Origin of the sequence: Micromonospora sp. WMMD987, from assembly GCF_029581435.1 — a bacterium.
Lineage (GTDB): Bacteria > Actinomycetota > Actinomycetes > Mycobacteriales > Micromonosporaceae > Micromonospora > Micromonospora rifamycinica.
Window position 1 is genome coordinate 4851757 of sequence record NZ_CP120861.1, and the last position, 13926, is coordinate 4865682.

At 73.1% G+C, this 13926-nt stretch carries 8 protein-coding genes and 1 pseudogene; 3 read left to right on the forward strand and 6 right to left on the reverse strand.

What is annotated here, in order from left to right; genetic code table 11:
- Positions 1–112: 112 nt before the first annotated feature.
- Both O7612_RS20380 and O7612_RS20385 read right to left on the reverse strand, forming a co-directional pair.
- Entirely contained in the window at positions 113–922 is an 810-nt protein-coding gene (locus O7612_RS20380) for an SDR family oxidoreductase (protein WP_282266587.1), read from the reverse strand.
- An 85-nt stretch (positions 923–1007) separates the two neighbouring features.
- A pseudogene (locus tag O7612_RS20385) lies at positions 1008–1982 on the reverse strand (LLM class F420-dependent oxidoreductase); the annotation flags it as partial.
- A gap of 125 nt (positions 1983–2107) precedes the next feature.
- On the opposite strand from O7612_RS20385, the gene O7612_RS20390 reads away from it, so the two are divergent.
- Positions 2108–3322, forward strand: a complete 1215-nt coding sequence (locus tag O7612_RS20390; RefSeq protein ID WP_282266588.1) for a low temperature requirement protein A — start codon at positions 2108–2110, stop codon at positions 3320–3322.
- A 76-nt stretch (positions 3323–3398) separates the two neighbouring features.
- On the opposite strand, the gene O7612_RS20395 is transcribed toward O7612_RS20390, so the two are convergent.
- Positions 3399–4286 (reverse strand): phosphatase PAP2 family protein, encoded by an 888-nt coding sequence (locus tag O7612_RS20395; RefSeq protein WP_282266590.1) that lies wholly within the window; start codon positions 4284–4286, stop codon positions 3399–3401.
- A gap of 219 nt (positions 4287–4505) precedes the next feature.
- Between O7612_RS20395 and O7612_RS20400 the strand changes: the two genes are divergently transcribed.
- A complete protein-coding gene (locus O7612_RS20400; RefSeq protein WP_282266592.1) occupies positions 4506–5159 on the forward strand; it encodes a DUF3159 domain-containing protein in 654 nt (217 codons plus the stop codon).
- Between the two features lie 369 nt (positions 5160–5528).
- On the opposite strand, the gene O7612_RS20405 is transcribed toward O7612_RS20400, so the two are convergent.
- Positions 5529–8435, reverse strand: a complete 2907-nt coding sequence (locus O7612_RS20405; protein ID WP_282266594.1) for a glycoside hydrolase family 48 protein — start codon at positions 8433–8435, stop codon at positions 5529–5531.
- An 892-nt stretch (positions 8436–9327) separates the two neighbouring features.
- Between O7612_RS20405 and O7612_RS20410 the strand changes: the two genes are divergently transcribed.
- A complete protein-coding gene (locus O7612_RS20410) occupies positions 9328–10818 on the forward strand; it encodes a GH1 family beta-glucosidase (protein WP_282266596.1) in 1491 nt (496 codons plus the stop codon).
- 112 nt (positions 10819–10930) lie between these two features.
- On the opposite strand, the gene O7612_RS20415 is transcribed toward O7612_RS20410, so the two are convergent.
- Both O7612_RS20415 and O7612_RS20420 read right to left on the reverse strand, forming a co-directional pair.
- Positions 10931–11344 carry a roadblock/LC7 domain-containing protein gene (locus O7612_RS20415; protein ID WP_348774310.1) on the reverse strand — a complete coding sequence of 138 codons (414 nt, stop codon included), beginning with the start codon at positions 11342–11344 and terminating at the stop codon, positions 10931–10933.
- Positions 11345–11349: 5 nt separating this feature from the next.
- On the reverse strand, positions 11350–13881 hold the full coding sequence (locus O7612_RS20420) for a nitrate- and nitrite sensing domain-containing protein (protein ID WP_282266600.1): 2532 nt from the start codon (positions 13879–13881) through the stop codon (positions 11350–11352).
- Positions 13882–13926 lie beyond the last annotated feature (45 nt).

Genomic DNA, 13926 nt, shown 5'->3' on the forward strand with positions numbered 1-13926 from the left:
CGGCCGACCGGCAACCGGGCACCCGGCCGACCGGCGGCCGGTCGTCACCGGTGGCGGCGCACGGCCGACCGGGAACGGGGCATCCGGCCGACCGGCGGCGGCCGGCAGCCGACTACGCGGGTGGCGGGTCGGCGGCGCGTAGCCGGCGGACCAGCTTACGCAGACCGGCCTGCCAGCCGTCCGGGTCCTCGGCGCGGCGCAGCGCGTACCGGGCGACCTCCGGGTGGGGCAGGATGAGGAAACGCTCCTCGGCCAGCCCGGCGACCGCCGCGTCGGCGACCTGGTCGGCGGTGAGTACCGGGCCGGAGGCGGCGATCACCCGGGCCGCCAGGTGCCCGCTGCCCAGCCCGTCGGCGAGCATCGGGGTGTCCACCCCCTGCGGGCAGAGCGCGCTGACCCGGATGCCCTGGTCCCGGTAGGTGATCGCCAGCCACTCGGCCAACCCGACCGCCGCGTGTTTGGTGGCGGTGTACGGGGCGTCGCCGACCGCGGTGAGCACCCCGGCCGCCGAGCAGGTGTGCATCAGGTGACCGCCGCCGCGGGCCAGCATGCCGGGCAGCACGGCACGGGCGGCGTACACGTGGGCCAGCACGTTGACCCGCCAGGCCCGGTCCCAGTCGGCGTCGGCGACGTCGATACCGCCGCCGGTGGCCACGCCGGCGTTGGCGCAGAACAGGTCGATCCGGCCGTACCGTCGCTCGGTGTCGGCCACCAGGTCGCGGACCTGGGCCTCGTCGGCGGCGTCGACGGCGACCGCGCGGGCCGCCGGGCCGACCGTCGCGGCCACCGCGACCGTCGCCCGCAGGTCCAGGTCGGCCAGGACGACGGCGGCGGCGCCCTCGGTGGCGAAGCGACGGGCCAGCGCGGACCCGATCCCTCCCGCTCCCCCGGTGATCACCACCACCCGGTCGGTGAGGTTCATCTCAGCCCCATTCCGTCGACTGCCCGGTGCGCCCCGCCGCCGAGCCGTCCCCGGCGGCCGGTGACGGATCCGGGACCGGCGGTGGTCCGAGCCGGGCGATCAGGTCGTCCAGCGCGGCGGCCCCACCGGCGGTCAGTTCCGGGGTGGGCAGCAGGGCCAGCACCGGCACGTCCACCCCGGCGTCGGCGTAGCGGCGCACCTGGTCGCGGCAGTGCTCCGGGGAGCCGTGCAGGATCAGCGCGTCGACCACCTCGTCGGGGACGGCCGCGGCGGCGGCCCGCCGGTCACCGGCGGCCCAGGCCGCCCAGACCGGGCCGAGCGCCGGCTCCCGGCCGAGCCAGCGGTGGAACTCCGCGTACGCCGGGACGGTGAGGTAGCTGGTGATCAACCGGCGGCCGAGGGCGCGGGCGTGGTCGACGTCCTCGGTGGGGCAGACGAAGATCCGGGCGACCACCTCGAAGTCCGGCCCGTGTCCGGTCAGCTCGGCGCGGACCCGGGGAACGTCGGCGGCGGCCAACCAGTTGAGGATCACCCCGTCGGCCTCGGCGGCGGCGAGCCGCAGCATCCCCGGTCGCAGCGCGGCGAGCAGCACCGGCGGCGGGCTGGCCGGCGGGCGTTCCAGGGTGAACCGGCGCACCCGGAAGGTGTCGAACGCCCCGTCGACCGTCTCGCCCCGCAGGGCCGGCTTGAGGAACCGCAGCACGTCCCGGGTACGCCGGAACGGCTCGGTGTAGGGCACCGCGTTCCAGTCCCCCACCACCACCGGGGAGGACGCGCCGATGCCCAGCGCGAACCGGCCCGGGGCGGCCTCGGCCAGCGCCGCCGCGCTCATCGCCAACAGGCCCGGCCCCCGGGTGAAGGCGGGGGTGATCGCGGTGCCCAGCCGCAGGCCGGGTTGCCAGGCGGCGGCCAGGGCCAGCGGGGTGAACGCGTCGGTGCCGTTGACCTCGGACGACCACAGGTCGGTGAAACCGGCCCGTTCGGCGGCCGCGTAGCAGGCGGCGTGCGCGGCGAGCGGGACACCGGTCAGCGGCACCGTGAGGCCCCATCGGTTCGTCATCCGGTCGATGGTGCCCGCTCACCCCCCGACGGAACAAGGGTGGATTGCCGCGTTGACCGTCCCCGGGACCGGCCAGGATGCTACTAACCCCTGGTGGGTTGGGCCGACGGCAACTGCCGACGATCATGACGGGCGGCGGACAGGCCGCTCCGCTGCGGCGTACCGGGTCGGCGCAGGGCGCGACATTCCTGGAGCTCTTCTTCGACCTGGTGTACGTCTTCGCGCTCACCCGCATCTCGTTCCGCGCCTTCGAGGATCTCTCCCTCGAGCCCGGCGGCACCAGCGGCTGGTCACCGGTCACCGGAGGCGTCAAGACGCTGCTGCTCCTGCTCGCGCTCTGGACGATCTGGCAGGGCGTGGCGTGGACCACCAGCCGTTACGACCCGCACCACGGTTGGCTCCAGCTCGTGGTGATCGTCGCCCTGATCGGCAGCATGGTGATGGGGGTGGCGATCCCCCGCGCGTTCACCTCCGCCGGGCTGACGTTCGCGGTGGCGTACGTGGTGACGCAGGTGTTCCGGCCGGGGCTGCTGCTGGTGGCCCTGCGCAGTCACGAGTACCGGCGGCTCAAGCTGCGCATGCTGCTCACCTACTGTGCGACGGGGGTGCTCTGGCTGACCGGCGCGTTCCTGCCGCCCACCGCCCGGGGGGTGTGCTGGGCGCTGGCGCTGCTCGCCGAGTACCTGGCGGTCCGGTTCGGGTGGCCGGTGCCGGGGCTGGGCCGGTCCACGGCGAGCCGCTGGGACGTCGCCGGGGAGCACCTGGCCGAGCGGTACCAGCAGTTCTTCCTGGTCGCGCTGGGTGAGACGATCCTGGTGAGTGGGCTGGCGTACAGCACGGGACCGTTCGACCCGGCCCGCACCGGGGCGTTCGCGGTGGCGTTGGTGACCTCGGTGCTGCTGTGGCGGATCTACGTGCAGCGGGCCGGGCAGATCCTCGCCGAGGCGGTGATGCGGTCGCGTCACCCGTCGGTAACCGGTCGGTCGGCTGCCGACACCCACCTGGTGATGGTGGTGGGGCTGGTCGGCACGGCGATCGGGTACGAGCTGACCATCGAGCACCCGCTCGCCGCGCCGGAGGCGGCCTGGGTGGTGCTGGTGGTGGGCGGTCCGGTGCTCTTCCTGCTCGGCCGGACCCGGTTCGAGTACGAGGTCTTCGGCCGGGTCTCGCCGTCCCGCTGGATCGCGGCGGCCAGCCTGGTGGTGCTCTTCCCGCTGCTGCTGCACGTGGTGCCCCTGGTTTCCGCCGTGGCGGCGATGGTGGTGCTCGGCGCGGTCGCGGCAGCCGACGCCCGCCGGGCCCGCGGCCGTCCCCCGGAACCCGCCGCCCCACCCCTGTGACCCCACCCCACCGGCACGTGCCCGGTGGTCAGGAGGTTCGCGCCGGTGGCCGGTGGCCGGTGGCGAGGGAGGGTCGTCAGCCCTTCCACCGGGGCACCAGGCGGTGCACGGAGAGCAGCACCAGCGCCGCCACCACCCCCATGGTGCCGGCGATGCCGGCGGCGCTGCCGGCGTACCCGATGAACAGGGTGCGGCGGGTCAGCTCGTCCACCGGCGTCTGCTGCTGGTCGAGCAGGCCGGACAGCGCCAACCCGCAGCCGAGGACGGCGAGCAGGCCACCGATGCCGAGCACGCTGGCGGCCACCTTGTGGGCGTCGTCGGAAGCGACCTGCGCCTGCTCGTGCTGGAAGACCAGCAGCAGCAGACCGGCCAGCGCCGCCCAGACCCCGACCACCAGGAACGCGGCGACCGCGTCACTGGGCCGGTGCCAGCCGGCGGAGAGGGTGGCCACCCCGGCCACGGCCGCGTACGCGACCCCGAGGAACGCGCCGAGCACCCGCACCTTGGCCGGCAGCACCAGGATCAGCGCGAGCGCCACCGAGGCGGCGATGGTGGTGTGTCCACTGGGCAGGCTGTTGCCGACCCCGTCGCGCTGCGGGTCGATACCGAGCGCCGGCCGGTCGATGACGTACTTGAGCACCTGGGTGGTGACGTTCGCCCCGGCGATCAGCAGGGTGGCCGAGATGGCGAGTGCCTTGCGGCCCCGGATCAGCGCGATGAAGAAGATCACCACGGTAGCGGCCAGCAGGGAGACCACCGACATCGCGTTGAGGATCCGGTTGACCAGCCCGTCGATGCGGTCCTGGCCGATCCGGTTGCCGGTCAACGCGACCGTGTCGAGCCACTGCCCGGTGCCGGTGTGCACGGCGAACCGCCATACCAGCAGAAAGGCGGCCGTCTGGGTCAACGCCAGCACGACCAACCAGACCGCGGTCCAACCCCTTGCCGTCGCTCGCACCCGCACACCGTAGCGGCAAGCCCGGCCCGTCGCGCGCGGGGTCGCCGATCCGGTACGGATACTTGGCTTCCGGACCCACGGGAGGTGACGGTGACCGGCTCACCACAGCACGAACGACCGCCCCGGCAGTCGGCGCGGGAGGGGCCGGCACCGGAGGGGTCCACGCGACCGGTGCCGACGGACCGGTCCCCCGGCGACACGCCGGCACCGGACACGTCAGCCCGGGTGCCGGACGGTGCAGCCGCACCGGAGCCGGTGGAGTCGTTGGCCAGCCTGCTCGGCGGGCGGGGTGGCGCGGTCGACGCGACCCTGCCGCCGGTGGCGTTCACGATCGGCTGGCTGGCGACCGGACGGTCGGTCGTCGGCGGGGTGGCCGCGGCCGTGCTGGCCGGCACGGCGGTGGCGCTGTGGCGGTGGCGGCGCGGGGACCGTCCCCGGGCGGTGCTGATCGGACTGCTGGCCGTCTGTCTGGCCGCGCTGGTGGCGCTGCGCACCGGGCGGGCCGTCGACTTCTTCGCGGTGCAGTTGCTGTCGAACCTGGCCAGCACGCTGGTCTGGGTGGTCAGCATCGTGGTGCGCCGGCCGCTGCTCGGGGTGGTCGTCGGGGCCGCCTTGCGGCAGCGCGGCAGGTGGCGACGGGATCCGGCGCTGCTGCGGGCGTACGGGCGGGGCAGTTGGGTGTGGGCGGCCACGTACGTGGTACGGGTGGCGGTGTTCCTGCCGCTGTGGCTGGGCGGGCAGGTGCTGGCGCTGACCGTGGCCCGGGTCGCGCTCACCTGGCCGCTGGTGGCGGCGGCGTTGACGGTGAGCTGGGTGGTGATCCGCCGCTCGCTACCGGCCGGTCACCCGGGGCTGCGGCACCCGGTGGAACCCGGCTGAGCCGGCGGTGCCCGGGGCGACCGGGACACGCGGTGCGGGACGGGCCTGCCCGCAGGGCAGGAGCGCGGTGCGGGCGGCGGAAACGTTAACGGAGAGGCCGCCACGGGGGGAGCGGCCTCTCCGATCAACACGGTACTCCGTCATGCGGCGTCGCGTTATCCCGCGCGCCCTCTTTTTTCGCGGCTTTCCCGCCGTGGCGGGGTGGGGGATGGTGGGGTGGGCCGACCGATCCGCTGCGTCGGCCAGATGATCGACCCACCCCCGGCCTGACCGTGGGAATCAGGCCGCCCGCCGACCGGGCGTCCGCTCCCCCGGGCCCGGTCGGCCTCCGGGTGGGCGGCGCCGCGCCACCCACCCGGTGGGGTCAACTCAGCCGTTCGGGAAGAGCATCCCGTAGTCCGCGTACGCCATGGCGATGTCGGACTGGGCCCAGAACCGGTGGTAGTTGAACGTCGGCTCGGGGCCACCCTTGAGGTACGCGTCGACCTTCGGCCAGTCCGGGTCGTTCTTGTAGAACGACCGGATGTCCAGGAAGCTCTTGCCCGCGGCGATGGTGTCGCCGTTGGGCATCTTCCCGGTCCAGCCCGGCGGCACGTAGAGGCCCTGGCCGTCGGCGGCGTTGTACACGTCGTCGAACCGCTTGTAGTCGCCGCGCGTCTCGGTGGTCGAGACGCCCTTGCTGTCACTGGCCGCCGAGAGCGCGTCCAGCAGACCCTTCGCGGTGGTCTTGGCCTGGGTGTTGCCGGACTTGGCCGCGTACGCGATCAGGGTCCGGGCGAGGGAACCGGTGACGCCGACGTCCTGGCCGGTGGACATGACCTCGACGTGCAGACCGGTGTTGGACGCCGGGCTGCTCGGGTTCCAGTTGGCGGGCTGGCCCGTCCACTTCAGCTCGGACGGGACCGACCAGTTGGTGCCCAGCTTGGTGTTGGCGATCGCCCACGGCACCCACTTGTCGAGCAGCGCCTTGGCCTTGGTGTTGCCGGTCTCCAGGTACAGCTCGGCGATGCGCTGCATCGACCAGACCTGCATACCGAACCACTGGTTCGACGGCGGGTCGTTGTAGACCGGGTCGACGTCGTAGTACATGCCGTAGAAGGTGGCGGTGCCGGCCGGCGGGGTGCCGTAGTTGCCGTCCCAGCTGTTGGTGGCGCCACCGGCGATGCCGCCCTCGGCGGACTGGAGCCAGGTGTAGAACTCCAGCTGCCGGTCGAGGCTCTTCTGCCAGTCACCGACCGCGGTCGGGGACTTCGGCTTCAGCTCGTTCACGTTGGTCATCGCCCAGGCCGCGAACGGGTTCTGGTAACCGAAGTGGTTGTGGCTGGAGCCGATCCGCCAGGACCAGCCCGCGCTGGCGTCGTACGCGCCACCCCAGGCGTAGTACCAGGACAGCAGGTAGTGCGCGGAGTCCTTGCCGCTGCCGGCGGGGCAGGTGCTGGCCCCGACGCAGTTGCCGATCTTCTTGAAGTACTTGTCGTACATCGCGTACCGCAGGTAGTCGCCCATCTTGGCGGCCTTGGCCACGGTGGCCGCGACGTCGGCCTGCTTGCCCTGGGCCTTGGCCCAGGTCAGCGCCCAGTACGCGGCCTGCACGGCGCGGGCGTCGGCGTCCGGGGCGTTGGTGTACTTCCACTGCTTGGCCGGGGCGCTCGAGTCCTTGACGAACAGGTCGAGGTAGCCGTACTGGCCGCCGTGCTTGAAGGTGTCGCAGGACGGCTGCGGGATGGTCTCCCACACCGACTCCTGCGTGCCGCGCTGGAAGGTGTTGATGTAGGCCGGCTTGGTGGTGCCGTCACCGCAGCGGCCGAAGCCGTAGGTGTTGTCGACGTCCATCAGCCAGTGCATGCCGTAGATGTCGCCGGTGCCGTAGGTGGACGTCAGCTCCGAGCGCAGCGGGTCCTGGCCGACCGGGACGCTGGCGTTCAGCGCCGACGGGTACTGGCTGGGCAGGTTGTACTCGGCGGCGTACTGCGGGGTGCCGGCGGCGCCCGCGGTGGGCTGGTCGGCGTGCGACGGGATGATGTACTTCTCCATCACCGTCCAGGCGTTGTTGAACGGCGCCCAGTTCTGGGTCACCCGGCCGTAGTAGGCCTCCAGCCACAGCCAGTAGCTGAACGCCTCGGAGGTGGTCTCGTGGCCGTGGTCGGGGGCCTCGACGATCAGCGTCTCGATCGAGTGGTACGGCACGCCCTCGGGGCTGAAGTAGCCGGAGTTCTTGATCTTGCCGTACTGGTCGAGGAACTTCGCGACGTAGGCGTTGTCCCCACCGGGGGTGTCGTTGTCGATCTCGGTGGCGGTGACCACCACCGAGGCGACGCCGGTGCCGGCCGCGGTGATGGTGGCGGCGCCACCGGCGGTGTCGGTGTCCTCCGCCGCGGCGACCGTGACGGTGACCCCGGTGTTCCAGTTGCTCGGGGTCAGCGTGACGGTGGCGGGCGACACCGTGATGTCGGTGTCACCGGCGCGGGTGAGGGTGACCGGCACGCTGCCCGAGGGGGCGGCGCTGAGCTTGAGGTTGAAGGTGCTGCTGCCACCCTCGTTGACGCTCACCGAGGACGGCGTGGCGACCAGCACCGGGCCGGTGGCGGCGCCGACGGTGAACGACTTCTCCGACACGCCGATGCCGTTGGCGTTGTCGTACGCCTTGGCCTGGACCGTGTAGCTGCCGGCCGGCAGCGAGGTCAGCGTGTACGCGTACGGCGCGGAGGTGTCGGTGTTGACCAGCAGGCCGTTGCGGTAGAACTCGACCTTGCTGATCGTCCCGTCCGGGTCGCTGGCGGTGGCGGTCAGCGGCACGTCGGCCGGCGCGGTGAACGGGCCGGTGGGCACGCCGAGGGTGACCGTCGGCGGCTGGTTGGCCGGGGTGCCGTTGCACGGGGTGCCGTTGAGCGTGAACGACGTCGGCTTCGGGTTGCTGCCCGAGTAGGAGCCGTTGAACCCGATGGTGGTGGAGCCCCCGGTCCCGATGTTGCCGTTGTAGGACTCGTTGGTCGCGGTGACCTCGCTGCCGCTCTGGCTCCACTTCGCCGACCAGCCCTGGGTGACCCGCTGGCTGCTGTTCGGGAAGGTCCACTTGAGCGACCAGCTGCTGAGCGCGTCACCCAGGTTCTTGATGGTGACGTTCGCGGTGAAGCCGCTGCCCCAGTCGTTGGTGGCGTAGACCACGTCGCAGGCCGGCGCGGCCTGGGCCGCACTGGCCGGCAGGCCCACCCCGCCGATGGCGAGTGCGGTGGCGGCGAGCATCGCCGTGCGGCGACGTCTTGCCATGAGTCTCATGTGCGCGGTGTCTCCTCGGACCGGGCCGGGGCTACGGGCCCCGGCGGAGGCACCTCCACGCGCGGAAACAGGGGTGCGCGGGGGGACGGAGGCGCCGGAATGGTGGTCGGTCCGGCCGGTGGGCCGGGGCAGGGACGGGGTACGGCCACTCGACCGGCCGTGCCGTTCCTTCGGGTGCCGTCCGGGAGACCCGGATGCCCTCGGCGACCCATCACTCGCGCATGTCTGGCTCCGCTGCGTTGATTCGACAGTGTGCCATGGAAGCGCTCCCACAACAACTACCAGTGTCGAAACGCAGGTCGATGTTTCGATCTCGTTTAGGGGCTTTCACAAAGCCGTGACGGGCGTTACAGTCGCAGCATCGCCGATGGGAGCGCTTCCATCGACGGAGATGCAACAAATGAAGGTCGAACCGTGGTCGCCCGACCACGGGGTTCAGCCCGAACGGCTGACGACGGGCCAGCCCGGACACCGTCGCCAGCCGACATCCCACCACCACGGAGGGAGGTGGAACCAGAGCCACTCGCGTGGCCCGGCTCCCGCGCGACACGCACTGTCGGACGCCAATTCGAGCGTGCGTGTGTGCAACACAGGTGGGGACGGGGGTTGCCCTCCCCCGTCCCCACACTAAACCCCCGTACTCGACAGGAAAAGAGGCCGACGGGTCAGGCGTACACGCCACCCGGCCGGCCTCGATCGCTATCTGCCCCTCGGCAGTGGGGCCGACCGTCCCTCGACGGCGCCCGTCACACCCCCGCTTCCCCATCCCGGCCGCCCACGCGCGGCCCTCTAGGCTGGCGGTCCGCCTCCCCGAGGCGGCCGGGCCGCCGCACGCCCGCGCTGGGAGCGCTCCCGGCCGTCGGGGTGGCCCGCACCCTGAGGAGAAAACTCCATGTCGATACTCACCCGACGGCGCCTGCTGCGCCGCGCCGCGCTCTCCGCCACCGCCACCGCCGGCGCCGGCCTCCCCGCCGCCGGTGCCGCCGGCGTGGCCGCGGCCGGTGGCGCCCTCGCCGGCTGCGACGCGCCGAAGGGTGGCGAACCGACCGCCGACCCCAGCGGAGAGCGGCTGCGCTTCCCGTCCGGCTTCGGCTGGGGTGCCGCCACCTCGGCCTACCAGATCGAGGGCGCCGCCAAGGAGGACGGCCGGGGCGCATCGGTCTGGGACACCTTCAGCCACACCCCCGGCCGCACCCGCAACGGCGACACCGGTGACGTGGCCGCCGACCACTACCACCGCTGGGCCGACGACCTCGACCTGATGCGCGACCTCGGGCTGCGCAGCTACCGGTTCTCCATCTCCTGGCCGCGGATCCAGGCCGACGGCACCGGCAAGCCCAACCAGCGCGGGCTCGACTTCTACAAGCGGCTCGTCGACGGGCTGCACCAACGCGGCATCACCCCGATGGTCACCCTGTTCCACTGGGACCTGCCGCAGGCGTTGCAGGACGACGGCGGCTGGGAGAACCGGGACACCGCCCACCGGTTCGCCGACTACGCCGACGCCGTCTTCCGGGGCCTCGGCGACCAGGTGCCGGTGTGGCTGACCATCAACGAACCGAAGACCGTGGTGCAGAACGGTTACCTCTGGGGCCACCACGCCCCGGGCCGGCAGGACGCCGACGCCGCGTACCTGGTCGCCCACCACCTCCAGCTCGCCCACGGTCTCGCCGTCCGCGCGCTGCGCGCCACCGGCCTCGACGCCCGGATCGGCCCGGCGCTCAACCTGCACCCGTGCTACCCGGCCGACGACAGCACCGCCGCCGCTGCCGCCGCCACCCTGCACGACGGGTACGAGAACCGGCTCTACCTGGACTCGATCCTCACCGGCGCCTACCCGGCCGACGTGCTCGCCGACCTCGGCCCGGACAGCCGGATGGTCCGCGCCGTCCGCGACGGCGACCTGGCCGTCATCGCCAGCCCGGTGGACCTGCTCGCCGTGCAGTACTACACCCCGCTCTACCTGACCGGCAACGGCGACACCGTCACCCGCTGGCCCACCAGCGAGGCGGACTGGCAGCAGATCTACCCGCAGGGCATGTACGACATCCTGACCCGGGTCACCCGCGACTACGGGCCGGTCCCGATCACCATCACCGAGAACGGCCTACCCTGCCCGGACACCCTCGGCTCGGACGGCACGGTCGACGACGCCGGCCGCATCGCCTTCCTCCGCGACCACCTGACCGCCGTCCACCGGGCCGTCGCCGACGGCGTACCGCTGGAGAGCTACCACGTCTGGTCCCTGCTCGACAACTTCGAGTGGGCCGAGGGGTACGACCAGCGGTGGGGACTGGTCTACGTCGACTATCCCACCCAGCGGCGGGTCCTCAAGCGCAGCGCCCACTGGTACCGCCAGGTCATCCGGGACAACGGCCTGTAGCGTCGGCCGCCGGCACCCGACGGCAGCACCGGCACGGCCGGACCGCGTGGGGCGGTCCGGCCCGGCACCCGGCGGGCACCACCCGGGCCGTCCGCCCCGACGCCCCGTCCGCTCAGCGGGGCAGCGCCTGCTGGAGTTCCGCCCGCAGCGCCGGGGTCAGCATCTCCCCGGCCTGCTTGGCCAGCCGGGCCATCTCGTAGCCGACCACGCCGATGTCCGCCTCCGCGCCGGCCAGGGTGGCCAGGATCGAACCGTCCCGGATCTGCATGACCAGGAAGTAACCCCGACCCATCTCCACCACCGTCTGCTTGACGACGTCCCCGTCGAACATCTGGGCCGCGCCCGCCGTGATGCTCATCAACCCCGACGTCACCGCGGCCAACTTGTCCGCGTGGTCCCGGGGCAACTGCGCCGAGAGCGCCACCAGCAGACCGTCCGAGGAGACGACCACCGCGTGCGCCACCCCGGGCACCCGCTCCGCGAACGCGTTGACCAACCAGCTCAGGTCGCGCGCCTCCTGGCTCAGCGTCATCACTGTCGTCCTCCTTCGCCGCGCACACCCGGCGGCAACGTTAACTCGGTGGTCTCCTCGGCCTCCGCCCGACGCACGCCGCTGTACAGCCGCGACAGCATCCCGCCCACCGCCTCCGGATCCGGGTCCTGGCGGACCCGCGTCGGCTGCGGACGGGCCGGCTCGGTCACCGTGGTCAACTGGGCCATCGGCACCCGCACCGGCAGGCCCCGCTCGTTGGTCCCCCCGGTCACCGGGACGAGCGGCGGCGCGGGCAGGCTCTCCCCCAGCGAGACCGGCGACGACGACGCCGGACCCTGCCGGGACCACCAGCCGCCACCGGCGTCGACCGGGGTCGGGACGGACGGCGTCAACACGTCCGCGGCCCGCACCGGCGTCCCGGGTGAGCGGTCCGGGCGGCGGCCCGCCACCGGCAGCTCGGCCGGTCGGGCCGGACCCGGCCACCGGGGCGGCCCGCCGACGACGGTGCTGGTGAGCGCCCGCGGCGCGGGCGAGGTGTCCACCTCCGGTGCGGGCGGCGCGGACAGCAGGGTCGCCGGCAACACGATCCGGGCCACCAGCCCCTGCCCCGCGGCCACCAGCCGCACCCCGACACCGTGCCGGGCGGCCAGGTGACTGACCACGAAGTGGCCCATCCGCTCCACGGCTGCCACGTCCGCCGCCGGCGGTGCCGCCAGCACGGCGTTGGCCTGCGCCAACGCCGTCGGAGTCATGCCGAGACCGGCGTCGGCGATCTCCACCACCGCCCCGCCGTCCTCGGCCCGCGCGGTCACCCGGACCAGGGTGTCCGGCCGGGAGAAGGCCGTGGCGTTCTCCAGCAGCTCCGCCATCAGGTGCACCAGCTCACCGACGGCGTGCCCGACCACGTACAGGTCGGCCACCGCCTCGTGCCGGACCCGCTGGTACTGCTCGATCTCCGCGCTGGCCGCGAGCAGCACCGCACCCAACCGCACCGGCCGATTCCACCGCCGGGTCGACTCGGTGCCGGCGAGCACCAGCAGGCTCTCGTCGTTACGGCGCATCCGGGCGGCCAGATGGTCCAACTTGAACAGGCTCTCCAACTGGTCCGGGTCGGCCTCCTCCCGCTCCAGGTCGTCCAACAGCTCCAGTTGCCGTTCCACCAGCACCTGGCTGCGCCGGGCCAGGTTCACGAACATCGCGTTCACGGTGCGCCGGGTCTCCGCCTGCTCCACCGCCACGCTGACCGCGCTGCGGTGCACCGCCACGAACGCCTCGGCCAGCTCACCGATCTCGTCGAGCGACCGGACCACCGCGGGCGGCACCTCGATCCTGGGCACCCCGCCGTCGACCGTACGGAGCCGGTCCAGGGCGTGCGGCAGCTCCACCTGGGCGATCCGCAGGGCCTGGTCGCGCAGCCGCTGCATCGAGTTCGCGATCGACCGGCCGACCAGCACGGCCAGCAGCACCGCCAGGGCGAGCACCACCACGATGCCGCCGAGCACCAGCAGGGTGGTGCGCAACTGGGCGTCACTGACCCCGTCCGCCCGCGCCACCGCGTCGTCGAGCACCCGGGTCTCCAACTGCCGCAGCAGCTTCTGCCGCTGCTCGCTGACCGTCCACCACTGGTTCGCCGGCAGCACCGGGGGCAGGGCGGTGCCGCCGGTGGTGATGCTCCGCTCCTCCAACCGGGTCGCGTCGACGAATGCCGCCTCGCGGGACATCCGGTCGTACGCCTGGATCTGGCCGGTGCTCGCGGCGACCCGGAACGCGCCCAGCGCGGCGAGCTGCTGGACCCGCAGGTCACTGAGGCTCACCTGGTCCTCCAGGCCGTACCGGCCGGCGCGGGCGGCGGCGTAGAGCTGGCCCCGGATCCGCGACGACAGTTCCTTGACCCGGGCGAGCTGCACGTACCGCAGCACCGCGTCGGTCAGCTCCGGACGGTCCGGCCCCGGGCTCGGCTCGGCCAGCAGGCCGAGCAGCGACTCCACCGCCCGGTGGTAGTTGCCGAGGATGGTGTCGTTGCTCAACACCGCCGGTGGCACGGCCGTCCGGATCCGGACCACCTGGTCGTACGCCTCGAGTGCCTCGGCGTAGGCGACCTGCCAGGCGGCGTCGGAGTCGGCCAGCGGCCCGGCCGCCGAACGCAGTTCGTCGAAGGCGGTGTCGGTGGCCGCGTGCAGCGGTCGCAGGGCGAGTGTCGCCGCGTCCCGGTCGGCGGCGTTGCCCGCGCGGCGCAACGCGGCCAGCTCACCGGCGGTCCGGCCCCGTTCCTGCTGGAGCCGGTCCACCGCCGTGGTGATCTGCTGTCCGATGCCGACCTGGCGAGCGAAGTCGTTCAGCGCGGTGGTCCGCCCGACCAACCCGGCGGCCTGCACCCCGGCCAGCACCAGGAAGGCCACCGACGGGATGACCAGGACGGTGGCGAGCTTGGTACGCATCCGCCAGTCCCGCAGCCGCAACGGCGAGCGACGCCGGTGCGGTACGACCCGCTCGTCGAACCGGTTCCGACCCGGCGGCGACGGAACGCTCGGTGTCGGGACGCTCGGTGTCGGGTCGGGACCTGCGTCCACGTCTCGCCTCCTCGGCCTCCGTCCCCACGACGGGGGGCCGGGTCC

Bases quoted from the DNA above. Each gene is read 5' to 3' on its own strand.
- O7612_RS20390 (WP_282266588.1), top strand. From the start codon at position 2,108: ATGACGGGCGGCGGACAGGCCGCTCCGCTGCGGCGTACCGGGTCGGCG.
- O7612_RS20405 (WP_282266594.1), bottom strand. From the start codon at position 8,435: ATGAGACTCATGGCAAGACGTCGCCGCACGGCGATGCTCGCCGCCACC.
- O7612_RS20380 (WP_282266587.1), bottom strand. From the start codon at position 922: ATGAACCTCACCGACCGGGTGGTGGTGATCACCGGGGGAGCGGGAGGG.
- O7612_RS20410 (WP_282266596.1), top strand. From the start codon at position 9,328: ATGTCGATACTCACCCGACGGCGCCTGCTGCGCCGCGCCGCGCTCTCC.